This window comes from Actinoalloteichus sp. GBA129-24 (assembly GCF_001941645.1).
Taxonomy (GTDB): Bacteria; Actinomycetota; Actinomycetes; order Mycobacteriales; family Pseudonocardiaceae; genus Actinoalloteichus_A; species Actinoalloteichus_A fjordicus.
In genome coordinates, this window is record NZ_CP016077.1 from 6,280,941 (window position 1) to 6,304,505 (window position 23,565).

Sequence of the window (23,565 nt, forward strand, 5' to 3'; positions counted from 1 at the left end):
CACCACACCGTCCGAGCGCGACACGGCCTGAGCGCGACACGGCCGGGCTCCGCCGCCGGACGCGACACGGCAGGCGGTACGACGGACGACACGGCGGCGAGACGAGTCGCCACCGATCGGTAGGACGCGTCGCCTGCGACCGGTCCCGGCCGCTGCACCCCGCCGGTTGATCGCCAGCGTCCCCGCACCCCGAATCCGCACGCGGCGGCCAGGATTCCTCACCCGTCGAACACCCTCGCGAAGATCACCGGATCGAGCCAAAGACGCAACCCTTCCGGGTGGACTTGCCGAACAGGACTGCCGATTTGATCCCCGCCGGGTCGATCATGCCCCGAGAACGTGTGGTGCCCGGTGGCGGGACTGCGGCTGCCTCGCAGGCCAGGCCGACTCCTCCCCGCCCGGCACCGGCGACTGCCAACTCCATGCGGACTCCAGGAGCCCGCATCCCCGTCTGAGTCGTCGGCCGACGCGATCCGGCAGACCGCACGACTCCCGCACGACATCAAGGAGACAGTCACCTTGCCTTCCAAGACCTCGCGCACGCTGCAAGCCGCAGTGATGGCCGCAGGCTTCGCCGCGATGGGCGCGGGCGCCGCCATGGCCACGGAGTCCGACAGCCGAACCGCCATGCCGGACGTGCCCAAGGACATCGGCGCCGAGCTGCCCCTGCACAGCTGCCAGGCGTTCGCCTACCAGCACACGGGCAGCGAGATCGTGCCCTGCGCGGACGTCACCGCCAAGGTGGGCGTCCGCAACGTGCTGGTGCAGCCCGCCTACACCCTGGAGGGAACCGCGCTGGCCCTGGCGGACCAGTTCGTCACGCCCGGCCCGCTCCTGGACGTCCATCGCGTCAACCGACTCAGCAGCGCGCTGGGTCACGAGGTGGACGAGATCACCGCCCTCCAGACCACCCGCCCGGACATCTCGCTGGACGTCGCCCCGAACAACACCGGCGTGCTGGACGAGAACACCTCGGGATCGCTGCTGCAGACCAGGGTCTGGGAGCGCCCCGAGAACCACTCGGGCTTCTCCGCGGCGGACACCGCCCTGGAGATCAACGCCGTTCGCGGCTACACCATCGGGCAGCCGGTCGACCCGAACGGGATCACCAGGCCGGTCACCGGCGCGGTGAGCCAGACGCCGATCAACTCGGCGCCGACGCTGCCGAAGACGTCCGAGCTGCCGCTCGTGGGGCCGATGGCCGACCAGACGCTCACCCAGGTCACCTCCGACCTCGGCTCGGCCCGGCAGGCAGACCCGCTCGGCGAGGTCACCGACAAGGTCGGCGCGCTGACCAGCGATCTGCAGCTGGGGAGCGACAACCCCCTCGGCGGCCTGACCGCGCAGCCCCCGGCGCCTGCCGCCCCGGCGGACGGTGCCCCGCGCGAGCAGACCGGCGGTCTCGGCAACCTCGGCATCGCGACCCCGGTCGGCGCCCTCACTGACAAGCTCCTCGCGCCTGCCCTCGCGGAGCAGCCCCCCGCCGCGCCCGCAGCGGAGCCCGCGCGCAGTCCGCAGGCCGCCGACCCGGTGAGCGACCTGCTCGGGCAGGCAGGCATCGATCCGGCGGGCCTGCTCGGTGGACTCGCGCCCGCACCCGCACCCGCGCCGCCCGCGCCCGCAGGCGGGCCGGTCGCCGACGCGGTCCAGGGCGTCACCGACAGCGCCCGTGCGCTGTCGGTGAACGAGACCCTCACCGAGGCGAAGCTGGACCCGACCGCCCTGCTCGGCGGACTGGCGGGCGAGCAGGGCCCGACCACGCTGCCCGCGCCTGCCGACCGGCCGGTCACCGACGCGGTGCGCGGTGTCGCAGACGAGGCGCGCGCCCTTCCGCTCACCGGCGCGCTGGAGCAGGCAGGCACGCTCGTCAGCACGAACCCGATCGGCGGTCTGGTGGGCGACATGAACGCCCCGCAGCAGAACCAGGCGGCACCGGCTGCCGCCCCGGAGCCCACCGTCGTGCACCACGTCCGCGACAAGAACAAGGAGCCCGAGATCAACGCGCTGCGCGGCACCGGGCTGGGCGAGCTGTTCGGTGGCGAGCTGACGCTGCCCGCCAAGACCCAGGAGCCCCAGGAGCCCCAGGTGCAGCCCCTGCCCGCACCTGCGCCCAAGGCCCCGGCGGCCGCCGCCCCGCTCGGCGGACTCACCCAGACGATCACCGGCACGCTGCCCATCTGATCGATCTCGGTCCGGGTATCGTCGGCTCATCACGACCCGCACGCCGCCGGTTCACTCGAATACGGCGGGCTGCGGGGCACACATCCTCATATCACCAAGGCAGGGGTACACCATTTCGGTGTACCCCTGCCTTGGTTTCCCTTTTCCTTTTCCGGCTGATCCACCACGACCCGTCCCCATAGCCAGGGGACTGGCCGACCGCAAAGCGATTCAAAGCTGATTCACTCTATGAGGTGTAAATGGGCTTACAGGCCCGCAGACGGTCAATATCGGGAGGTTGATGGGGCAGAATGCTCATTGCACTTACCGCCGGACATCGCTCTCGGAAAGTGTTTCTTGTCAAAGATGCAACGACGGAAGGCACACACCGTGCGTACCTCTACCCGCCTCGCAGGCGCCACCGCCGCAGCCGCACTGGGCGCGCTGGCCTTCGGTGGTCCCGCGTTCGCCGACTCGATCGACAACGACGGCGTCAACGCGATCAACGACAACCAGATCAGCGCCGTTCCGGTGCAGCTCTGCGGCAACAACGTCGCCGCCGTCATCGGCGTCATCATCCCGGTGCTCTCGCCCCAGATCAACGACTGCACCAACGCGCCGCAGATCGACGACCTCTTCAACGAGACCTTCATCGTCGACTGAGAGTCGCAGGCATCACCTTGCGGTGTGGGCGGGCGGCTCGCCGATCTCGGCTGACCCCGACTCCGCACCGATCACAATCTGAGACAACCGCTCCACCGAGTGGCGACGGCTGAGAAGCACTCGACTCGCCGTCTGACGCTCACCAGTCACACCACCGGTCCGCAGCCGGGCGGCCAATCACTGCCGGGCTGCGGACCACCTCCCCCTCACCGCCTTAGAAAGGTGTCACCTATGCGTACCTCCGCACGCGTCCTGACCGCCGCCGCAGGCGCCACCCTCGGCGCGATGATGCTGGGTGCGCCCGCGTTCGCCGACACCGTCGACAGCGACGGCGTCAACGCGGTCAACGACAACCAGATCAGCGCCGTGCCGATCCAGGCCTGTGGCAACAACGTCGCCGCCGTCATCGGCGTCATCGTCCCGGTGCTCTCGCCCCAGATCAGCGACTGCACCAACGCGCCGCAGACCGACGACCTCTTCAACAAGCTCGTCCTCAAGGACTGAGTGTCGTCTCGATGAATTGGCGGGAGTGCGTCGCTTTCTCGACGCACTCCCGCTCGGCCAGGTAGCCCCTGACCAGCACATCTTCACGTGACCAACTCCGGACACCGGCACCGCGTGCATCCAGCCGCGTGCGCCGACCGCCCTTCACCCTCTGGTTTTCGAAAGGTGCACACCATGCGTACTTCCGCACGGATCGTCAGCGCAGCGGCTGGCGCCGCCCTCGGTGTCCTGTCGCTCGGCAGCGGGGCCGCGTTCGCCGACACCGTCGACAGCGACGGCGTCAATGCGATCAACGACAACCAGATCAGCGCCGTTCCGGTGTCGCTCTGCGGCAACAACGTCGCCGCCGTCATCGGCGTCATCATCCCGGTGCTCTCGCCCCAGATCAACGACTGCACCAACGCGCCGCAGACCGACGACATCGGCAACACGACCGTGCTCGTCGACGACCACGGCAAGAAGCACCACCACGGCCACCACGGCCACGCGGGCAAGGGTGCGCCGCACGCCGGTCGCTGAGAGCCCGTCTCTGGTCCCGATCCCTCGTGAGCGGGGAGCAGCGTGGACGAGCTGCCAGGCCGACGACGCCGCAGCTCGCCACGCCTGCCCGCGCAACTCCGACAGCAGGGATTCACAGACAGGCCCCGAGAGCTGATGACGCCGTCCGCGTCGCTGCCAGCTCGCACGACGAACCACCCGGTAGGGCGCTGGATCGACTCGATCCGGCGCCCTATCGCTGTCTCGCGCTGTCGGTGGCGGCGTTCGCTTGGTAGGAAGAGGGGCCCTGGCGAACCGCGAACCCGGAAGCGAGTTGAGCCCGATGTCGATACCCGAGCCTGCCTCCCCCTCGGCCACGGTCTCCCCTGACACCCGGCCCGCTCAGGCGCCGGACGACGCGGAGACGTCGGTGTACTGCCAGGTCGTGACGACCATCGACAGCCAGGAGAAAGCCGATCGCCTCGCGGCCGGGATCATCGAGGCGAGGCTCGCGGGCTGCGTCCAGATCGTCGGCCCGGTCCGCAGCGTCTACCGCTGGAACAACCAGGTCTCCTTCGACGAGGAATGGCAGTGCGTCATCAAGACGACCACGGCCCGCCTGGACGCGGTGACGGCGCATATTCGCGCGCAGCATGACTACAAGGTGCCCGAGATCATCGCGACGCCGATCATCGGCGGTGACGAGGATTATCTCGACTGGCTCAGCGCGGAGACGACCGCGCTCTGATCGACCTGCTCTCCTGCATCATTTCCTCGTGACAGATCACCACTTCGAGTGATCACCATTCAGAAATCTCAGGGAGATCACGGGCCATTCTCGGCACGCTGAGTGGTGATTCACTATCGAGTGATACCCGATAAGGCAATAATTGTCGCGCTCCTGGCGACTGCTGCGATCAACCGGGTAGACCCTTCCTACCCCGTCGGCATGATCTGTTCCCAGGAGGATCTCAACCATGTCTTGGCATCACCTCGTCGCGAGCGCGATGTTCGCCGCCGCTTCCGTGCTGACCGGCGCCACCGACCCGAGCGGAGGCGCCCCGGCGGCGGACACGACCGACGCGCAGATTCCCACCACCCTGACACTGACGATCAGCCAGGACCCGCTCGCCGCCGATCAGGACGCCACCGGACGCCGCAGCGCGGTGCTCACCTGCGACCCGGACGGCGGCAACCACCCCGACCCCGCCACGGCGTGCAGCGATCTGAAGCTGGTGGGAGACCGGTTCGAGGGCATCGCGAACCAGGAGATCTGCACGATGATCTACCAGCCGCACACCGTGACCGCGACGGGGACCGTCGAGGGCAAGCCGGTCGCGATCGAGCGCACGTACTCGAACAAGTGCGTCCTCGCCGCCGAGACCGGCGAGATCTTCGCCTTCTGACGCGACGACGTGGAACCCGCTGTCGGGCGGCCTCCTATCGGGGGCCGCCCGACGGCGTTCCGGCACGGGTCTCGGGCGTCTCGAGCCTGCACCGGCGACGGCCGTACCGGCCGGGAGAAGCTGCTCAGCGGAGTGCGGGCGGGCGTCATCGTGCAGGCGTCGCCGCAGCAACGGTCACCCGCGGCCGCTCACCGCGCCGCGCGGTCGTGGATCGCGCCGCCGACGGTGGCCAGCAGCAGCGCCGCAGCCACGGCGAAGCCCGCCGCGAAGCCCGCGTACTGCACGACGATCCCGATCATCGCGGCACCGAGGCCGGTTCCCGCGTCGAAGGCGATGTTCCACTGCGTGCTCACCGAGCCGAACTCCTGCCGGTCGACGCGGTGGAACATGACCACCAGCGTCGCGTTCTGCGCCACCCCGAACCCGAGACCGAAGAGCACCATGCCGATGAGCAGCAGCGGACCGCCCGTCCACGCCGTCACGGCCAGCCCTGCCACCCCGGCGAGCACGGCAGGCAGGAGCAGGCGTCCGTTGCCGAATCGGTCCCCGGCGAGTCCGGCCACCCAGCGCGAGCCTGCGGCACACACCTGCTGGACGAGCAGGGCCAGCGAGGCCAGTCCGGCGACGTCGGCCGCAGCGAGCGGCACGAAGGTGACCACGGCGCCCGAGGCCAGTGAGAACGCGAGCAGCAGCTGGAAGGGTCGACGCAGATCGCCGTCGAGCAGGCCGCGCAGCACGCCGCGTCGGCGGGTGTCGACGGCGGGTGCGGGCGCTCGCATCGCGGGCAGGGCCGCCAGAGACAGCAAGGGCAGCACGGCTGCCAGCAGGAACACCGAGGCATAGCCCGCCTGATCCGCCAGCAATACGCCCAGCGGCAGCCCTGCGACGCCTGCGATGCCCACGGCACCGCCGTACAGGCCGGCACCCTGCCCCCGCCGCGACGGCGGCACCAGTTCGGCGACCAGCGCCGAGAAGGCCACGGTGACGATTCCGAACCCGAGTCCGCGAACCGCAGAGACCAGCAGGATGACGCCGAGCTCGGCGGACAGCACGAGCAGCGCCGTCGGGGCGCCGAGCAGCACCGCCCCCGCCGCGAGCATCCGCCGGTAGCCGAAGCGAGCCAGCATCCGAGGCATGAAGAGCTGGAGAACGACGGTGGCGAGCATGAACACACCGGTTCCCGCGCCCGCGCCGAACGGACCCGCGCCGCCCTCGGTCGCGTACTGCGGGACGACCGACAGCAGCAGGAAGAAACTCGGGAAGACCGCCAGCGTGCCCGCCAGCAGCCAGACGAGCGACGGACTCCAGACGCTGACGGCGCGCTCCGGCCCGCTCACCTCGTGACTCACTGCCGCCACGCTAGTCGACCAGGCTCCGCCGTCACGGCAGGCCCCGGTCCGAGGCGGGCGCAGTGGGCAGGCGGCGTTACCGTGACCTGCATGGGACGACAGCGGCAGCGTTGGCCCCGCCGGGTGTACGGGGTCGGCGCGGAGCCAGATCCCCGGTTCAGCCTGGCCAACGAGCGCACCTTCCTCGCCTGGCTGCGGACCGCGATGGCGTTGACGGCGGGCGGTGTCGGGCTGGACGTCCTCGCACCGGAGCAGACGTCGTACCTGGTGCTGGCCGTCGGGCTCGTGCTGACCGGAATGGCGATGAGCGTGTTCGGACTGCTCCGATGGATGTCGGCCGAGCGGGCGCTGCGCACGGGCGCGCCGCTGCCCGCCCTGTCCGCGGGCGTGCTGTTGGTGGGCGTGACGCTGGTGTTCGGCGTGTTCATCGTCGTCGTGCTGGTCGCGAACCGATGACCGCACGTCCTCGAGACGAGGTGTGGGATCTCGCACAGGCCGAGCGGACGGCATTGTCCTGGCGCCGGACCGCACTGGCCTTCGTGATCCTGGCGCTCGCGCTGGTCCGGCTGGTGGCGGGCGTCGGCGTGCCTGCCGCGTCGATGCTGGCGGCGCTGTGCGCGGCAGGCGTGGGCGCACTCCTGGTGCTGACGCTGCGGCGTTATCGCCGGACGACGGAGCGGCTGCACCGTGCCGAGCCGCTGCCCAGCGGCAGGCTCCCCCTGCTGTTCACGCTCGCGACGGTGCTACTCGGGCTGCTCGGGGCGGGCTGGATCATCCTGATCTGATCTCCCCTCGGGTAGGGCGACGCGCGGCCTCGAGACGCGAGGACGCCATCGAGCGGTCTGCGGAGTCGTAGCGGCGACGGCGGGCTTCCGGCGCCGGTCGAACCGTCGGCTCGGCGCCGGAAGGCACCGGCCGCGCGCCGGGCAGACGGTGGCCTCCGCAGACGGTGGCCTCCGCAGGCGGTGGCGGACCGGGCACGAGGTCTGGTGACGCGCCGCGAACGACGTGGGCACGGCACACCGGATTCGCAGGCGGCGGGAGACGGCATCATGCGGCCGGCCGCCACCCGCGAGTCCACACCGGCCGAACACCCGCATCACGAGACAACCGCAGACCCGGCAGCGGCGCAGCACGCACGAGGCGGTGCCGACGTCGCGCGCTGGGCGCCGCCTGCCGCTGCCCGAGTCGGCCCGTGCTCAGGTCCCGACGCTCAGAGCCTGTCTTCGATCCCCACTTTCCTGTTGCGCGGGGCAGGCAGCGGCGATCTGCGGCGTTGTCGTCAGTCAACATCACTTTCGTTATGCCTCCTTCCTCCGCCTGGCAGCTCAGCCACGCTGATCTCCGCTCACGACTCCAGGAGGATCAAGGACAGGCTCTCAGGCGGTTCAGCGCGGCGAGGGCGGCGGCGGTGAAGCGCGGTGATCGGGCGCGGGTCGCGATCGTGTGTGCCTGTCGGTAGTGGTCTGCTGCCCGTTCGACCTGTCCCAGGGCGGCGGCGAGGTGACCGAGGTGTTGTGCGGTGGGGCCGAGGGTGAGCAGCCCGCTGCCTGCCCCCGCGAGTTCTCCTGCAGCCGGGAGCAGTCGTTCATAGAGCCGTGCCATCGTCGGCCGGTCGGCTGCCCTGATCGCGATCATGGCGTGCAGGCAGGTACGCGCCTCGAACAGCAGATCGGGTGGGGAGTCCGGCACCCTGCCTGCGACGTCGAGCGTCCGAGAGCCCTCGGCACCGCCCCGCGTTCCGTCGGTGGACGCGGTCAGCGGGCGGGCCCAGCCCGCGTAGGGGCCCCAGTCGACGTCGGCGAGGTCCGACGGCACGGCCGGGGCGCTGAGACTGAGCAGGGCGAACGGGAGCAGGCCGTCTTCCAGGCCCGACATCCCGCTGCCGGTCAGCCGGGCGGCGGCGGCACGGTAGGCGGCCCCGGCCTCCGCCGCTTCGCCGGTCACCGCGAGCCGGAGGGCGGCGTACCACTCGGTGAACACGCCGACGAGCGGGAGTTCGTAGCGCTCGGCGAGCCGATCGACCTCGGCGGCGTGTCGGTCGGCGGCGTCGAGGTCGGCGAGGGCGGCACGGGCCTGGATGAGGATCAGGTGTCCGAGCACCGCGAAGGTCACCAGTCCGTCGTGGCTCGCCGCGAGCGCGAGCAGCTCCTCGCCCATCGCGGCGCGCTGCGGAGCCAGGCCCGCTCGGCGGAAGGCCTGCATGAAACGGCCGTTGAGGGCGTAGGCGAGCAGAGCGGGATCGCCGACACGGCGGGCGATGGTCTCGGCCTCCCGCGCCGCCTCCTCTCCGCGTGGGCCGGCGTCGGCGCGACGCTCCATCGCGATGGTGATCAGAAGGCGAGCCCGCTCGACGACCCGGTCTGCGGGCAGGACCGGCAGCGTGCGTTCGGCGGCGGCCGTGACCGACGCCGACAACGCGGGGTCGTCGTTGGCCGTCCAGATCGCGGGCACGTCGAAGGAGCCGATCACCTCTGCGGTCAGCAGCGGATCGCCGAGGCGCTCCGCCACGTCGATCGCCTCGGCACGGTGCCTGCGGGAGGACCCCAGGTCGCCGGTCACCGCCATCGCCTTGACGAGGCCCATGACGGCCGTGAGTCGATCGCGGGGGTCGCCGTCCGCGCGGTCCAGGGCGGTGACCGTCTCCTGCCACCACCGGGCCGCCTCGTGCGGCACGAGACGCTGCTCCGCCCGGAGCGCCGAGGCGCGGGTGTACCGCGCCGTCCGGGCTGCGGGCACCCGGCCGCCCGCTCGCAGGAGGTGATAGGCGATCGTCTCCACGGCGCCGGGGCGGGTCGCCTCGATGATCTCGGCGACGGCCGCATGCCAGGCTGCCCGGCGCGCACGAGGAACGTCCTCGTAGAGCGCCTCGCGGACCAGCGCGTGGGCGAACCACACCCGGTCGGCGTCCAGCTCGACGAGGAAGCCCGCCAGCAGCGCCGACTCGACCGAGTCCAGGACCAGCTGCTCGTCCCCGACGAGAGAGGTCAGCACGTCGAGTTCGACCTCGAGCCCGATGATCGCGGCCTGCCGCAGCGGGGTCCGCGCCTGCTCGGGAAGTCTGGTGAGCCGGTGGCGGATGACGTCCCGCACTCCTGCGGGCACCGCGAGCGCCGCCCGATCTCTCGGGTCCGCGCCGACTCCTGCCTGCGCACCGGTGTCGCCCTCCCAGAGGCGGATCAGTTCGCGCACGAAGAACGGGTTGCCGGAGCTGCGGCGATGAATCAGCTGCGCGTCGCGGGCGGACGGCTCGCGGCTGGTGACCGCCGAGATCAGCTCGCGTACCTGTGGTTCGGTCAGCCCGCCGAGGTAGATCCGGATCGGTTCGCTGCGGGCGGCGCGGCCCAGCGCCTCGGTCAGGGCGCCGGTGATCTCGGTCGACCGGTACGTGCCGAGGATCAGCACCGGGCCGAGGTCGCGATCAGCCGCGAAGGAGGTCAGCAGGGCGAGGGTTTCCTCGTCCGCCCAGTGCAGGTCGTCGAAGACCAGCAGGACCGGTCCGTTCGCGGCGATGCGGTTGGTCGAGGCGGCGATCGCGCGATGGCGATGAAATCGGGCCGAGACGGGATCGTCGGCCGCGGACGGGGGCGACGGCCAGGCGGCGGGCGGGTCCCCGATGGCGAGGCCGAGGACGTCGGGGTCGGGTTCTGCCTGCTCGGCGTGGCCGGTGGCGGCGTGTGCGCGGGCAGCGGCATCCGCGACGGCGGAGCCCGCCTCGGCCACCGGGCCGTCGCCGAACGCGGCCCCGTGCCCTGCCTGGACGAGGCCCGCGCGCACCTGCGTCCACGGCCAGGCCGACGGGGCGCCGCGCTGCTCCGGACTGGCACCCCAGGCGTGGGTCCAGCCGAGGGCGGCGAGCCGGGCGGTCAGCACCCGGGCCAGCACGGTCTTGCCCGCGCCCGCCTCTCCGGACAGCAGCACGAGGCGCGGCAGGCCGGTCTCGGCGACGGCCGCCGAGGTCGCGATCAGCTCGGCCAGCTCGGCGGACCTGCCGACGAACGGAGGCTCGGCCGGATGCGGCTCGCCGACGGACGCCAGGCCGGGGCCGGGTGTCTCCTCGGTCGGCGGCGCCGCCGGGGCCGAGGTGCGGGGGTGTGACGGAGGACCGGGACGAGCCGCCCCGTGAGGCCGAGCGTCGAGGTGCGGCGCCTGGGCGAGGATGTCCGACTCCAGCCGTCGCAGGTCCTCGCCGGGGTCCACGCCGAGTTCGGAGCGCAGCGTCTCCCTGGCCCGGCGCAGCGCGGCCAGCGCATCGCCCTGGCGCCCTGCTCGATACAACGCCAGCGCGAGCAGTCGCCAGCCGTCCTCCCGCAGCGGATGCTCCGCGACGTGCGCATCGAGATCGGGCACCGCCTCGGCGGCCCGACCCGAGGCGACGGCCGCCTCGGCGCGGCGGACCACGGCCAGCAGGCGCAGTTCCCCGAGCCTGCTCGCCTCGCCACGCGCCCAGTCCTGCTCGGCGAACTCGGCGTAGGCAGGCCCTCGCCAGAGTCCGAGCGCCTCGTTCAGCAGTACGCGGGCCGCGGCGGCCCGGCCGTCGGCGAGGAGCGCGGCGGACTCGACGACTGCGCGCTCGAAACGCCAGGCGTCCACCGCCGACGGCTCGGCCCGCAGCGCATAACCGGGCGACGACGTGACCAGCAGCCGGGACGGGGTCCGAGCGGGGCGCTGGGGCTCCAGGGCCTTGCGCAGCGCTCCCACGAAGGTCTGGACGGCACCGAGCGCCCCGGCGGGCGGGTCCGACCAGAGGTCGTCGATGAGCCAGGTGACCGGAACCGTCCGGCCTCTGGCGACGAGCAGCCGGGCCAGCACCGCGCGATGCCGCAGGCCACGGAGGTCGACCGGTCCCTGCTGGTTCACGGCCTCCAGCGGGCCGAGCACCCCGAAAGTCACCATCGCCGCCCAACCTATCCGCCCCGGCGACCCTCGGCGGGGCGGCCGGGGCGGCGGCTGATCCGGCACTGATCGCGGCTGATCGAGGGCTGATCGGCCGCTGATCGAGGGCCGAGAGGGTGCCTTCGTACGAGCGAACAGGCCAGAAGGGATTCGACATGACACCGCAGATCACCGGTTTCACCCGGCAGCAGGTGGCCGTCGCCGACGGGGTGACGCTCAACGTCGCCGTGGGCGGTTCGGGCCGCCCCGTCGTGCTGCTGCACGGCTTCCCCCAGACTCACCTGATGTGGCGGCACGTCGCCGCCGACCTGGCCGCCGATCACCTGGTGATCTGTCCCGACCTGCGCGGCTACGGCGACAGCGACAAGCCCGTCGACACCGACGGGCAGACCTACTCCAAGCGCACGATGGCCGCCGACGTCGTCGCGCTCGCCGAGGCGCTCGGGCAGGACCGTTTCGCACTGGCGGGTCATGATCGGGGTGCGCTGGTCGCCATCCGCGCCGGGCTGGACCACCCCGACAAGATCACGCACCTTGCCTCGCTGGACGTCCTGCCGACGCTGGACATGTGGGACGTCATGCACGGCGCCTCCGCCTCGGTCGGCTTTCACCTCTACCTGATGGCGCAGCCGCCGGGCCTGCCGGAGGCCATGATCAGCGGCGCGGCGGACGCCTTCTTCGGACACTTCCTCGACGAGTGGGCCACCGATCCGACGGCGATCCCCGCCGACGTCCGTGCCGCCTACCTCGCGGCAGCCCGCGCGGCGATCCCCTCCATCGTCGCCGACTATCGGGCTTCGGCGACCGTCGACGTCGAGCACGACGAGGCCGACCGCGAGGCAGGCAACCAGCTGCGGATGCCCGTCACCGTGCTGCAACAGGACTGGGGAGCGGCGCTCGGCTTCGACGCCGTGAGCCGCTGGCGTGCCTGGTCCTCGGACCTGACGCACGAGACGGTGTCCTGCGGGCACTTCATGGCCGAGGAGGGCCCCGCCGAGGTGGTCCGTGCCCTTCGCGACCTGCTCGCCAGGTAGGTCGCGCGTCCGGCACTGCCGCCATCGCAGTGGACCAGCGGACCAGCGGGCTGCGGCGCGGACCGCGCCGGGGCAGGCGCCGTTCTCCGAGCCGAGACGGGTCGAATCCGCCGTTCCCGGCCCGGAACGGGTCCTCGACCGCGTCCGCGCCGGGTGAATCGTCGCCGTTCGGCCCCGAGGCGACGGCAGGCCTGGTTTCCTACTGCCTGCGCACCCGCCGGGGGAACCACTCGTCCCGACCACGGTCCGGGGCAGTCGTCGGCGGCGGTGCCTCGGCGACCGGGTGGGGGCCGACGCGAGGCCACCGCCGGGGTGTGGCGGCTGGTGGCGGCGAAGCGGGAGGCCGGATGATCACGGTATCGGGTGTGGTGGACCGGATGGGCGCCACGCTGTTGCGGTCCAGGTCGGCGACCGGCCTCGGCCGCCAGGTCGCGGACGTGGTCATCGTCGAGCCCGGCGACGCGCCGAGGCCGGGAGCCGGCGAGCTGTTGCTGGGCGTCGCGGTGACGGCGGCGGCCGAGGCCTCGGCACTGGTCCGAGCCTGCGCGGAACACCATGCCGCCGGGGTGCTGCTCAAGCCGCCGCTCGCGGCAGACCCGGAACTGCGCGCGCTGGCCGAGCGGTTGGGCACCGCGCTGGTGGAGGTGTCCTCCGGTGCGGCCTGGGCTCAGGTGACCTGGCTGCTGCGCACCGTCCTGGACGCGGCGGCGTTGTCGGACTCCGAGGTCGCCGAGCCCCGAGGCGATCACGGCGCCGCGGCGGGCGACCTCTTCACCCTGGCCGACGTCGTGGCCGCGATCGTCGACGCGCCGGTCACGATCGAGGACGCTCAGTCCAGGGTGGTGGCGTACTCGGCACGGCAGGATCGGACGGACCCGGCGCGGGTGGCCACCATCATGGGCAGGCGGGTGCCCAACGACGTCCTGGCCAGGTTCCGATCTCGGGGAGTCTTCCGCAAGCTCAGCCGAGGTCGCAGCACGGTCTTCGTGCCCGCGCAGCCCGACGGCACGCTGCCCCGGTTGATCGTGCCGATCCGGATGGGCGGCGAGCTGCTCGGCTCGATGTGGGCGGTCGTGCCGGGTCCGGTGACGGCCGAGCGTGCACTGGCCTTCGCGGACGCGGGTCCGGTGGTGGCGCTGCGGCTGCTGCGCTGGCGCGCCACGGTCGACGCCGACTCGGCACGACACACCGAGCAGGTGCGGCTGCTGCTGCACGGCGGCGAGGGATGGCGGGCGGCGGCGGCCGAGCTGGGCTGCGACTCCGGACGGCATCGAGTCGTCGCGATCGACGCGGCAGGCCCGCAGGCGACGCCAGCGGCCCCGGGGTCGCCTGCGGCAGAAGGTGCGCGGCTGGCCATGCGGCAGCACCTCGTCAGGGGGATCGGCCGGGCCCCGGTGGTCGCGGAACTCGGCGGGGTGCTCTACGCGGTGATCGCCCAGCGTGCGGGCGGCAGCGGGCATGATGCCCTGCGCGACTCGCCGCTGGAGCCCGCGAACCCGGTGGCGCTGGCGGTGGGAACAGCCGTCGAGGCGGGCGAGCTGTCACGGTCGCGGGAACAGGCGGCTGAGCTGCTGGGCCTGTTGCGCGCCGGGCTGCTGCCGGGGGTGGTCGCCGTCTGGGAGGAGTCCTGGCCCGCGCTCGTCCTGCACCGGCTCGCCTCGGCGGCGGCCAGGGTCGATCTCGACGAGCTGGGCCCGCTGCGCGAGCTGGCGGCACAGGACGCTCGGCACGGCACCCATCATCTGGCGACCCTGTACGCCTGGCTGCGGCATCCGGGAGACCCGAGAAAGGCGGGCGCCGAACTCGGCATCCATCCCAACACCCTGCGCTATCGGCTCAAACGACTCCACGGTGTGATCGACATCGATCTGGCTGACCCCGAGGTGAGACTCGCACTGGTGACGCAACTCACGGTGCGTCATTGGGGTCGACCTGGATCCGGTCCCTTGTCCGCCCAGGACTAAGGAGTCGCTGATCATCCGTGCTGCGGGAACGATGACACGCAGGCAGGCGAGGCGGCATCGTGGCCGCACGCTGCGGCCACCGCCGCAGGATCGCCACCCGCACCGCTTGAGACGGCATGGAAGGAATCGACCATGAAGATCGCCGTTCCCCGTGAGATCAAGAACCACGAGTACCGGGTCGCCCTCACCCCGGCAGGCGTCCATGAACTGACCGGTCGAGGCCATGAGGTGCTCGTCGAGAGCCAGGCGGGCAGTGGCTCGGGCATCGCCGACGCGGACTACTCGGCGGCGGGGGCGAAGATCGTCGACTCCGCGGCGGAGGTCTGGGCGCAGGGCGAGCTCGTGTTGAAGGTCAAGGAGCCGCTCCCGGAGGAGTACCCGAGGCTGCGCCGCGATCAGGTGCTGTTCACGTACCTGCATCTCGCCGGGAGCCGCTCGCTCACCGAGGCCGTGCTCGCCTCCGGGGTGACCGGCATCGCGTATGAGACCGTGCAGAGCGCGGACCGCACGCTGCCGCTGCTCGCACCGATGTCGGAGGTGGCGGGCAGGCTGGCCCCGATGGTGGGCATCAACGCCCTCCTGCGCCCGGCGGGCGGACGGGGCATCCTGCCCAGCGGCGTGCCGGGGGTGCCGCCCGCACGGGTCGTCGTGATCGGGGCCGGGGTCGCGGGTCTCAATGCGGCGAGCATCGCCGTCGGTCTGCAGGCCGACGTCGAACTGCTGGACACCAACGTCGCCCGGCTACGCGAGATCGACCGCGACTACCGGGGCAGGCTGCGCACCATCACCGCCAACAGCTACACGGTCGCCCAGGCCGTGACCGAGGCGGACCTGGTGATCGGCGCCGTCCTGGTCCCCGGCGCCAAGGCCCCCAAGCTCGTCGACAACGACCTCGTCGCCCGGATGCGGCCCGGCTCCGTCCTCGTCGACATCTCGATCGACCAGGGCGGCTGCTTTGCCGACTCCCGCCCGACGACCCACGACGACCCCACCTTCCGTGTGCACGACTCCCTCTTCTACTGCGTCACCAACATGCCCGGCGCCGTCCCCCACACCTCCACCCACGCCCTCACCAACGTCACGCTGCCCTTCGTGACGAAGCTGGCAGATCAGGGCTGGCGGGCGGCCTGCGCGGCGGATCAGGCCCTGGCGGGCGGCCTGACCGTGCACGAGGGGGCGTTGATCAACGAAGCGGTGGCCGAGGCGCACTCGATGGAGCGCACCGACCTCGTCGAGGTCCTCGGCACGTCGAGGACCTGAGTCGCCGTCGTCGGGCTCGAGACGACCAGCCGGGCCAGTGGGGCCAGCCGGGCCCGACAGCGTGGCGCGACGGTCGCGTGGCCCGGCGGCGATCAGCCGCCAGGCGGCGCGGTGTCGAGGAACGCCTGCGGACGAAAGCCGCGACGGCGGTCGGATGATGAGATGAGGAACGCGTAGGGGCGGCCCGCTCAACCAGCCTGGGGGTCACCGGGAGCGAGCCGCCGACACCAGTCTAAGCCCACCGAAGCCCGAAAGCCGAGCCGGACCGGGCGGAAATCGTGATCTCGGCCGAGAAAGCCCCGTTCAGCCCAGAATCAGTAGGGCAAACGGGTGAATTTTTCTGCACAGGGGTGAAGTAACCGGGTGTCATCGCCGATGTCCCGACGATGGATGTGGTGGATAACTCAACCGGGGGACAGGCGCCCTCGCCGCTGCCGAATCAGTCGCCCGCGACCGGTGCGGCGCCTGCGGCGGCACTGCCTGCCGAACCCGACGCCGAACCCGACGCCGACTGCGGCTGCCGACTCGACACGGCCGACCGGGCCGAGGAGGGGCGCGCGGCGCAGGGTCGGCCCGGTGATCCTTCGACCGAGACCGACCCCACGGACGAGGGGCGAGCCTGGTGGGTCGCCTGCCACGACCCGTTCGGCCGAGACCGCTCGGTCACGGTACTGGTCGAGGGCTCCGAGATCGCCGTCATCTCGCCGCCCGGCGCAGGCGCGGTGATGTCCGCCCGCCAGACGCGGCGGCTGCGCAGCACACTGGACCGCGCGGCCAGGACGGCCGGGAATCGTCGCCCATGAGCGCCACGGAGAAGGCACTCAGGCATGCGGTGCTCGCCCGGCTCACGATGCTCGACGAGGCTGCGGAACGCGAGGACGTCGACATCCTGGCGCCACTGGCCCGCGCCGAGCTGCAACGGCTGGCAGACGGCTGGCGGCTGCTGCTGACCGTGCATCAGCCGGACGAGGACGGCCGCTGCCGCGCCTGCCCGTCCGGCTGGCGACGGCGGCGCTGGCCGTGCAAGGTCTGGCTGCTGGCCCACCGACATCTGATCGGTGACGGCGACACGCACGGGAAACGACGGCGACCGCTGTCGCGCACGTTCGCCCGCGCCGCAGGCCGCGAGACGGCCGCCGCCGGGAATGAGACGACCGGCCGGGGCGCACCGAACGAGCCGAACCACGGCGCGCCCGGCATCGCCGAGGTCGGGGGCACCACCGTTCCGCCTGTCGAGGCAGACCGGACGGTCGCCGCCGACGCCGCCTCCGCCTCCGCAGGCGACACCGCACACGGGAGCCTCTCGGCTGCGGCCGCGGGCCCGATTCATCGCGCGAAGGTCGTCGAGCGCACCTCGCCGCTGATCCGCAGGCTCTCCCCGCACGGTCCCTGACCGTCAGCCGGTCCACGGCAGCATTCGGATGATCTTCCTCGTCCCGATCTCGAAGCCCGCCGATCGGTTTCTGTCGAAGCGTCCGATGCCGTTCTGGCCGATGAGGCAGGATGACGCCTGACATCCCTACGTCAGGGGAGGACATGTGCACGACGGCACCGGCCGAATCGTTGTGCAAGGCCTGACCAAACAGTTCGGGCCGGTCACAGCGGTACAGAATCTGGGCTTCACGGTGGAGCCCGGCACCGTCACCGGCTTCCTCGGCCCCAACGGGTCGGGCAAGACGACCACGCTGCGCATGCTGCTCGGGCTCGTGCGCCCGACTGCGGGCCTGGCGACCGTGAACGGGCGTGCCTTCGAGCAGCTCGGCAATCCCGCCAGGGTGGTCGGCGCGGTGTTGGAGGCCCAGAGCTTCCATCCGACGCGGACAGCCCTCAATCACCTGCGCAGCTTCGCCGCCGCGATCGGGGCGCCCGACCGAGTCGTCAACGACGTCCTCGGTCTGGTCGGCCTGCATCAGGCCGGGCGACGCAACACCAAGGGCTTCTCGCTGGGAATGCGGCAGCGGCTCGCACTGGCGACCGCGCTGCTCGGCGATCCGCAGATCTTGATCCTCGACGAGCCGTCGAACGGTCTGGACCCCGAGGGCATCGCCTGGCTGCGCGGCTTCCTCCGCGACTTCGCCTCGCGCGGTCGGACGGTGTTGATCTCCAGCCACCTGCTGCGCGAGGTTGAGCAGACCGTCGATCAGGTCGTGATCATCAGCCGAGGTCAGTCGATGTACCACGGCTCGATCGACCAGCTCCGCGCCCAGCGTCCCAGCCGCGTCCTCGTGCAGGCCGACGACCTCAACAAGCTGGTCGGCGCGTTGCAGGAGGCAGGCCACGGCAACATCGAGAGCACTCCGGACGGGCGGCTCGCGGTCAGCGGGGTCAGTCCGAAGCAGGTCGCCGACCTGGCGCTGAAGGCGGGCGTCGCGATCTATGGCATCCAGGAGGAGCACGTCGACCTGGAGTCGCTGTTCCTGGAGATGACCAGCGGGCAGTACACCGGCGCCCCCGGCTTCGGTGCGCCGCCGCATCAGCCGCATCAGCCACCCCCGCCCGGCTGGGGCCCACCGCCGGGCAGCGGTGGATTCCCGGCGGCCAATCCCTATCAGCCCAATCCCTATCAGCCGAACCCCTATCAGCAGCCCGGCGGCCCGCAGGGCACGTACCAGCAGGAGGGCACGTACCAGCAGGGTCCGCCGCAAGAGGGGCCGTACCAGCAGGGTCCGCCGCAAGAGGGGCCGTTTCAGGCGGGTCCGCCGCAGCACAATCCGTACGAGCAGCCGCCCGGCGACCAGGGGCAGTCGGACGGGTCCGGGGGTAACCACTGATGAACAGGCTCATCCAGTCTGAGATTCGCAAGATCTTCACCACCAACCTGTGGTGGGGACTGCTGATCCCGGCGGGTCTGCTCTGCTTCCTGCTGTCCCTGTTGGGCGGCACGGCGGGCAGCATGTTCGGCTCGGCGCTCACCACCGAGGTTCCGGAAGCGGAGTTGGAAGGCATCTCCGGCTTCACCAGCCTGTTCACCTCGATGACCTTCACGACGGGTCTGGTGGCCACCGGCCTCTTCGCAGGCATCTTCGGTGCGTTGGGCATGGCGGGCGAGTTCCGCCACAAGACGATCACCACCACGTTCCTCGTGTCGGACTCGCGCAGTCTGGTGCTCACCGCGAAGGTGATCGTCTACGCCGCGATGGGCGCCCTGTACGGGCTCACCTCGGTAATCCTCGGCTCGCTCGGCGCCGGCATCGGCTCCGGCTTCCGCGACTTCCCCGACATCGGCGTCTGGCTGCTGATCAGTCTGGTCGCCGTGGTGGTGATGGCGTTGTGGGCCGTGCTCGGCCTCGGCCTCGGCGCGCTGATGACCAACCAGGCGGGCGTGGTGCTGACCCTGGTGCTCGTCGTCCTGCTCGGCGAGGGCCTGATCGCCACCCTCTTCGCCGAGATGGGCGTCGACGGCGTCGCCAACTACCTGCCGGGCGGTTCGGCCTCGGCACTGCTCTTCGGTCTCGCGATCTCGCTGAGTCTTCAGCAGCTCTTCGCGAGCGTGCCGGAGGCGGGCGACATGGATCAGCTGAACAGCGAGGTCCCGGAGGCACAGGCCTTCACGGACATGGCGTCGCAGTGGTGGGTCTCCGGACTCGTGTTCGTCGTCTGGTGCGCCGTGTTCCTGCTGCTCGGGATGCTGGCGAACAACCGTAGGGACGTCAGCTGATCCCGATGTCGACTCGGTGAACCGCGTCCGTCGGATTCGATGTCGACCGGGCCGGGCGGGGTCGACCCCTCGTGATCGACGTCGTGGTTCGCCGCCCGGCCCCCGGTGCGACTCGTGGACGGGTGATGACGAGCGGTGAACGGGTGGGAGGCACCGGTCTGGACCTAATCTGGATCAGTGCCTCCCCTCACGCCGAGCGCCACCTCGGAGAACCGAAGCGGATCCGCAGACCCCGGTTGGCTGCGGCGGTTGAGCACCGCATGCTGGCGCCATCGCCGGACCGTGCTCCTGTCCTTCATCGCCTCCGTCGTCGGAGTCGGCCTTGAGGCACTGATCCCCCTGCTCACCCGCGAGGCGGTCGACGGGGCGGTGGCGGGGCGCACCGACGGGCTCTGGCTGATCCTCGGCGTGATGGTCGTGTTCGGCCTTCTGCGGTTCGGCACCGCCTTCGTTCGGCGTTACGAGGCGGGCAGGCTCGCGCTGAACGTGCAGCACGACCTCCGCCAGGCGGTGTTCGCCTCGGTCACCCGCTTCGACGGCGGCAACCAGGACAGCATCCGCACCGGACAGATCGCCTCGCGGGCGATCTCGGACCTCCAGCTGGTGAACTCGCTGCTGTCGATGGTCCCGCTGGCCACCGGATCGCTGGTGTTCGCGGTCGTCTCGCTGGGCGTGATGGTCTGGCTCTCCCCGCTGCTGACCCTGCTGGCGCTGGTCGTCCTGCCGCTGGTCTTCATCGAGTCCCTGCGCACCAGACGGGTGCTCTATCCGGCCACCTGGGCGGCACAGCAGCGGGCATCCGAGGTGGCGCAGCAGGTCGAGGAGACGGTCACCGGGGTCCGGGTGGTGAAGAGCTTCGGCCAGGAACGGCGTGAGGTCGCCACGCTGGAGGGCACCGCGCGGCGGCTGTTCGGGGATCGGATGCGGGCCGCCAGGCTGACCGCGCGCCCGGCGGCCACCCTCGCCGCGCTGCCCGCACTGGGCCAGGTCGGCGTGCTCGGCGTCGGCGGCTGGCTGGCGATGAACGGCGACATCACCCTCGGCACCTTCCTCGCCTTCACCACCTACATGGTCGGCCTCGTCGGCCCGGCCAGGATGTTGTCGAGCCTGCTGGTCAGCGCCCAACTCGCCAGGGCCGGGGTGGAACGGGTCTACGAGCTGATCGACTCGCAGCCCGACGTCACCGAGGCCCCGGACGCGGTGGACCTGCCTGCGGGCGGGCTGGCCGTCGAACTCCGCGACGTCCGGTTCGGCTACACCCGGAAGGATCCGGTCCTGGACGGCGTCTCGCTGCGGATCGAACCCGGCGAGACGCTGGCGGTGGTCGGCCCGGCCGGGTCGGGCAAGTCCACCGTCTCCCTACTCCTGCCTCGTTTCTACGACGTCCACGACGGTCGGGTCCGCATCGGCGCCCCGGGGGAGGAACAGGACGTCCGTGCGCTGCGGACGGCCTCGCTGCGCGGCTCGATCGGCGTGGTCTTCGAGGAGGCGTTCCTCTTCTCCGACACCGTGCGCGCCAACCTGGCCTACGGCAGGCCGGACGCCACCGACGCGGAGATCAGGGCCGCCGCGCTCGCGGCGGAGGCGGCGGGGTTCATCGAGGAGCTGCCAGACGGGTACGAGACGCGGGTGGGTGAGCGCGGCCTCTCGCTCTCCGGCGGCCAGCGTCAGCGCATCGCGCTGGCTCGCGCACTGCTCACCGATCCGAGAATCCTGGTGCTCGACGACGCGACGTCCGCCGTGGACGCGGTGACGGAGGCGGCGATCCACGACACGCTGCGCTCGGTGACGGCCGGGCGCACGACGCTGCTGATCGCCCACCGCCGGTCGAGCCTGTCTCTCGCGGACCGCATCGCGGTGCTGGATCGCGGCCGCGTGGTCGACGTCGGCACCGAGGAGGAGCTGCTCGCGCGCTGCCCGCTGTTCCGCTCGCTGCTGGCCCACGGCGCCGCGATCGAGTCCGCCCCGGATCAGGCCGGGCGGGACGGGTCGACCACCGAGCGGGCCGGGCAGGAGACGGCGAGCCGTCAGAGCCCGCCGGGCGTCACCGCCGCCCTGTGGCCGCAGACCGAACCCGAGGAGGCCGCCCGATCCGCCCAGCTCACCGGAACCGACTTCTCGACCTCGGGTGCGGCCGGACGGTCGAGCGGCGCCGTCCGGGGCGGGATGCGCGCGGCGGGCGGCTCGTCGTCCCTGTTCGGCGGCATGGTCCCGACACCGGAGCTGCTCGCCCAGGTGGATCGGCTGCCGCCGGTCCGGGACGAGCCTCGGCTACGGGAGGAGGACCCCACCGCGCCCGACCCGAACTTCCGACTGCGCAGGCTGCTGCGGACGGTGCGGGGCCCGCTGGCGCTGGCGATCCTGCTGGTGAGCCTGGACGCGATCGCCTCGGTGGTCCTGCCGAGCCTCTTCCGCTACGGCGTCGACTCCGGGGTCACCGACCGCGTCGCGTCCGCCCTGTGGTGGGCGACGGCGGGCGGGGTGGTGATCGTGGTGGTCTCCTGGCTGACCGTGGCGTTCCAGACCGTGGTGGCCGCCAAGGCGGGCGAGACCCTGCTCTATCTGCTGCGGGTGCGGACGTTCGCTCATCTGCAACGGCTCGGGCTGGACTACTACGAGCGCGAGCAGGCCGGTCGGATCATGACGCGGATGACCACCGACGTCGACGCCCTGTCCCAGTTCCTCCAGACCGGACTGGCCGGCGCGGTGGTGAGTCTGCTCACACTGTTCGGCATCATCGGCGCACTGCTGATCACCGACCCGTCCCTAGCCGTCGTGGCGTTGGCGCCGCTGCCGGTGCTGATCCTCGCGACCGTGATCTTCCAGCGACTGTCGTCGCGGGCCTACACGCAGGCCAGGGAGCAGGTCAGCGCCGTGAACGCCGACCTGCAGGAGAACGTCTCGGGCGTGCGGGTGGCGCAGGCGTTCAGCCGCGAGTCGCGCTCGGCGGCGAACTTCGCCGCCCGCAGCGACACCTACCGGACGACCAGGCTGCGGGCGCAGCGCTACATCGCGGTCTTCTTCCCGTTCGTCGCGCTGCTCTCGGACGTGGCGCAGGTGGCCGTGCTGGGCGTCGGCGCGTTCGCGGTGGCCGAGGGGAGCCTGAGTCCCGGCATCCTGCTGGCGTTCCTGCTGTACCTGCGGCTGCTCTTCGGCCCTGTGCAGCAGCTGTCCAGCGTGTTCGACCTGTATCAGCAGGCCAAGGTGGGTTTGCGGCGCATCCGCGAACTGCTGCGAACACCGCCGTCGGTGCCGGAGCCCTCGACGCCGCTGCCGGTGCCCGAGCGGCTGCGGGGCGAGGTGGAGTTCGTCGACGTCGGGTTCGCCTACCCCGGCGCGGACCGCAAGGCACTGGACGGCGTGTCCCTGCGGGTCCGTCCCGGCGAGCGAGTGGCGCTGGTGGGCGCGACCGGCGCGGGGAAGTCGACGCTGGTCAAGCTGCTCGGGCGGTTCTACCAGACGGAGGAGGGCCGCATCCTCGTCGACGGGGTCGACATCCGCGATCACGGGCTGATCGACTATCGCAGTCACCTCGGCGTCGTGCCGCAGGAGCCCCATCTGTTCAGCGGGACGGTCGCGGACAACATCGGCTACGGGCGGCCCGCCGCCACGCAGGCCGAGATCGAGGCGGCGGCACGGGCGGTGGGCGCGCTGCCGATGATCGAGTCGCTGCCGAGGGGCTTCCGCCAAGAGGTCGGGGAACGCGGCGGCAGCCTGTCGGCAGGGCAGCGCCAGCTGGTCTCGCTGGCCAGGACGGAACTCGTCCAGCCCGACCTGCTGCTGTTGGACGAGGCGACGGCCGCGCTCGACCCGGCCACCGAGGCCGTCGTGCACGCCGCCGACGACCGGCTGGCCGCGACGAGGACGACCTTCGTCGTCGCACACCGACTGGCGACGGCGGCCAAGGCCGACCGGATCTACGTGTTCGACCAGGGGCGGATCGTCGAGCGAGGCACGCATCACGAGCTGCTCGATCGGGGCGGCCGGTACGCCAGGCTGTGGAAGGCGAACGCCGTCGCGGACCGAGACCAGTCAGTCACCCCGTGAGACGTCGACGGTGCAGAATCGATACAGTGATCGATCCTGTGACGGAGTCGTCGGGTGCATGCACCAGTCTTGTAACAACCACATCTTTGGGAGGATTAGCCTAGGAACAGTGTCTCAATAACCCCTAGCAGACGGATCGAGGCGAAC

The 23,565-nt window shown here is 71.5% G+C and carries 18 protein-coding genes; 16 read left to right on the forward strand and 2 right to left on the reverse strand.

What is annotated here, in order from left to right:
• The first annotated feature begins 519 nt into the window (after positions 1–519).
• The 6 genes from UA75_RS26955 to UA75_RS26980 all read left to right on the forward strand — a co-directional run bounded on the left by UA75_RS26955 (position 520) and on the right by UA75_RS26980 (position 5,210).
• The gene (locus UA75_RS26955; RefSeq protein ID WP_157434460.1) at positions 520–2,181 is read left to right on the forward strand and encodes a hypothetical protein; all 1,662 of its coding nucleotides are present in this window, start codon (positions 520–522) and stop codon (positions 2,179–2,181) included.
• 345 nt (positions 2,182–2,526) lie between these two features.
• Positions 2,527–2,823 carry a hypothetical protein gene (locus UA75_RS26960; protein WP_232237469.1) on the forward strand — a complete coding sequence of 99 codons (297 nt, stop codon included), beginning with the start codon at positions 2,527–2,529 and terminating at the stop codon, positions 2,821–2,823.
• 231 nt (positions 2,824–3,054) lie between these two features.
• Complete coding sequence (locus UA75_RS26965) at positions 3,055–3,327, forward strand: hypothetical protein (RefSeq protein ID WP_232237470.1); 273 nt, start codon at positions 3,055–3,057, stop codon at positions 3,325–3,327.
• Positions 3,328–3,501: 174 nt separating this feature from the next.
• A complete protein-coding gene (locus UA75_RS26970) occupies positions 3,502–3,846 on the forward strand; it encodes a hypothetical protein (protein WP_075744261.1) in 345 nt (114 codons plus the stop codon).
• A 301-nt stretch (positions 3,847–4,147) separates the two neighbouring features.
• A complete protein-coding gene (cutA, locus tag UA75_RS26975) occupies positions 4,148–4,552 on the forward strand; it encodes a divalent-cation tolerance protein CutA (RefSeq protein ID WP_083683662.1) in 405 nt (134 codons plus the stop codon).
• 229 nt (positions 4,553–4,781) lie between these two features.
• Positions 4,782–5,210 carry an SSI family serine proteinase inhibitor gene (locus tag UA75_RS26980; protein ID WP_083683663.1) on the forward strand — a complete coding sequence of 143 codons (429 nt, stop codon included), beginning with the start codon at positions 4,782–4,784 and terminating at the stop codon, positions 5,208–5,210.
• A 188-nt stretch (positions 5,211–5,398) separates the two neighbouring features.
• Here UA75_RS26980 and UA75_RS26985 read toward each other — a convergent pair whose 3' ends face one another.
• Positions 5,399–6,559, reverse strand: a complete 1,161-nt coding sequence (locus UA75_RS26985) for an MFS transporter (protein WP_198042862.1) — start codon at positions 6,557–6,559, stop codon at positions 5,399–5,401.
• A 90-nt stretch (positions 6,560–6,649) separates the two neighbouring features.
• Between UA75_RS26985 and UA75_RS34165 the strand changes: the two genes are divergently transcribed.
• Complete coding sequence (locus tag UA75_RS34165) at positions 6,650–7,015, forward strand: YidH family protein (protein WP_075742633.1); 366 nt, start codon at positions 6,650–6,652, stop codon at positions 7,013–7,015.
• Positions 7,012–7,344 carry a YidH family protein gene (locus tag UA75_RS26995; protein WP_075742634.1) on the forward strand — a complete coding sequence of 111 codons (333 nt, stop codon included), beginning with the start codon at positions 7,012–7,014 and terminating at the stop codon, positions 7,342–7,344. Before UA75_RS34165 ends, UA75_RS26995 begins: the two co-directional genes overlap by 4 nt.
• 580 nt (positions 7,345–7,924) lie before the next feature.
• Here UA75_RS26995 and UA75_RS27000 read toward each other — a convergent pair.
• Positions 7,925–11,455: a BTAD domain-containing putative transcriptional regulator gene (locus tag UA75_RS27000; protein ID WP_075742635.1), complete on the reverse strand. Its 3,531-nt coding sequence runs from the start codon at positions 11,453–11,455 to the stop codon at positions 7,925–7,927.
• A 155-nt stretch (positions 11,456–11,610) separates the two neighbouring features.
• Here UA75_RS27000 and UA75_RS27005 point away from each other — a divergent pair, with 155 nt between their 5' ends.
• From UA75_RS27005 to UA75_RS27040, 8 genes are all read left to right on the forward strand, one after another.
• The gene (locus UA75_RS27005) at positions 11,611–12,489 is read left to right on the forward strand and encodes an alpha/beta fold hydrolase (RefSeq protein WP_075742636.1); all 879 of its coding nucleotides are present in this window, start codon (positions 11,611–11,613) and stop codon (positions 12,487–12,489) included.
• Positions 12,490–12,836: 347 nt separating this feature from the next.
• Entirely contained in the window at positions 12,837–14,453 is a 1,617-nt protein-coding gene (locus UA75_RS27010; RefSeq protein ID WP_075742637.1) for a helix-turn-helix domain-containing protein, read from the forward strand.
• Between the two features lie 132 nt (positions 14,454–14,585).
• Positions 14,586–15,713, forward strand: a complete 1,128-nt coding sequence (gene ald / locus UA75_RS27015) for an alanine dehydrogenase (protein WP_075742638.1) — start codon at positions 14,586–14,588, stop codon at positions 15,711–15,713.
• 395 nt (positions 15,714–16,108) lie between these two features.
• Complete coding sequence (locus tag UA75_RS27020; RefSeq protein WP_157434461.1) at positions 16,109–16,516, forward strand: hypothetical protein; 408 nt, start codon at positions 16,109–16,111, stop codon at positions 16,514–16,516.
• Positions 16,513–17,106 (forward strand): hypothetical protein, encoded by a 594-nt coding sequence (locus UA75_RS34170; protein WP_075742639.1) that lies wholly within the window; start codon positions 16,513–16,515, stop codon positions 17,104–17,106. The genes UA75_RS27020 and UA75_RS34170 overlap by 4 nt, the downstream gene beginning before the upstream one ends.
• 145 nt (positions 17,107–17,251) lie before the next feature.
• On the forward strand, positions 17,252–18,484 hold the full coding sequence (locus tag UA75_RS27030) for an ATP-binding cassette domain-containing protein (RefSeq protein WP_075742640.1): 1,233 nt from the start codon (positions 17,252–17,254) through the stop codon (positions 18,482–18,484).
• Positions 18,484–19,371 (forward strand): ABC transporter permease subunit, encoded by an 888-nt coding sequence (locus tag UA75_RS27035; RefSeq protein ID WP_075742641.1) that lies wholly within the window; start codon positions 18,484–18,486, stop codon positions 19,369–19,371. The genes UA75_RS27030 and UA75_RS27035 overlap by 1 nt, the downstream gene beginning before the upstream one ends.
• Before the next feature lie 240 nt (positions 19,372–19,611).
• Positions 19,612–23,418: an ABC transporter transmembrane domain-containing protein gene (locus tag UA75_RS27040; RefSeq protein WP_404800001.1), complete on the forward strand. Its 3,807-nt coding sequence runs from the start codon at positions 19,612–19,614 to the stop codon at positions 23,416–23,418.
• The last annotated feature ends 147 nt before the right edge of the window (positions 23,419–23,565 follow it).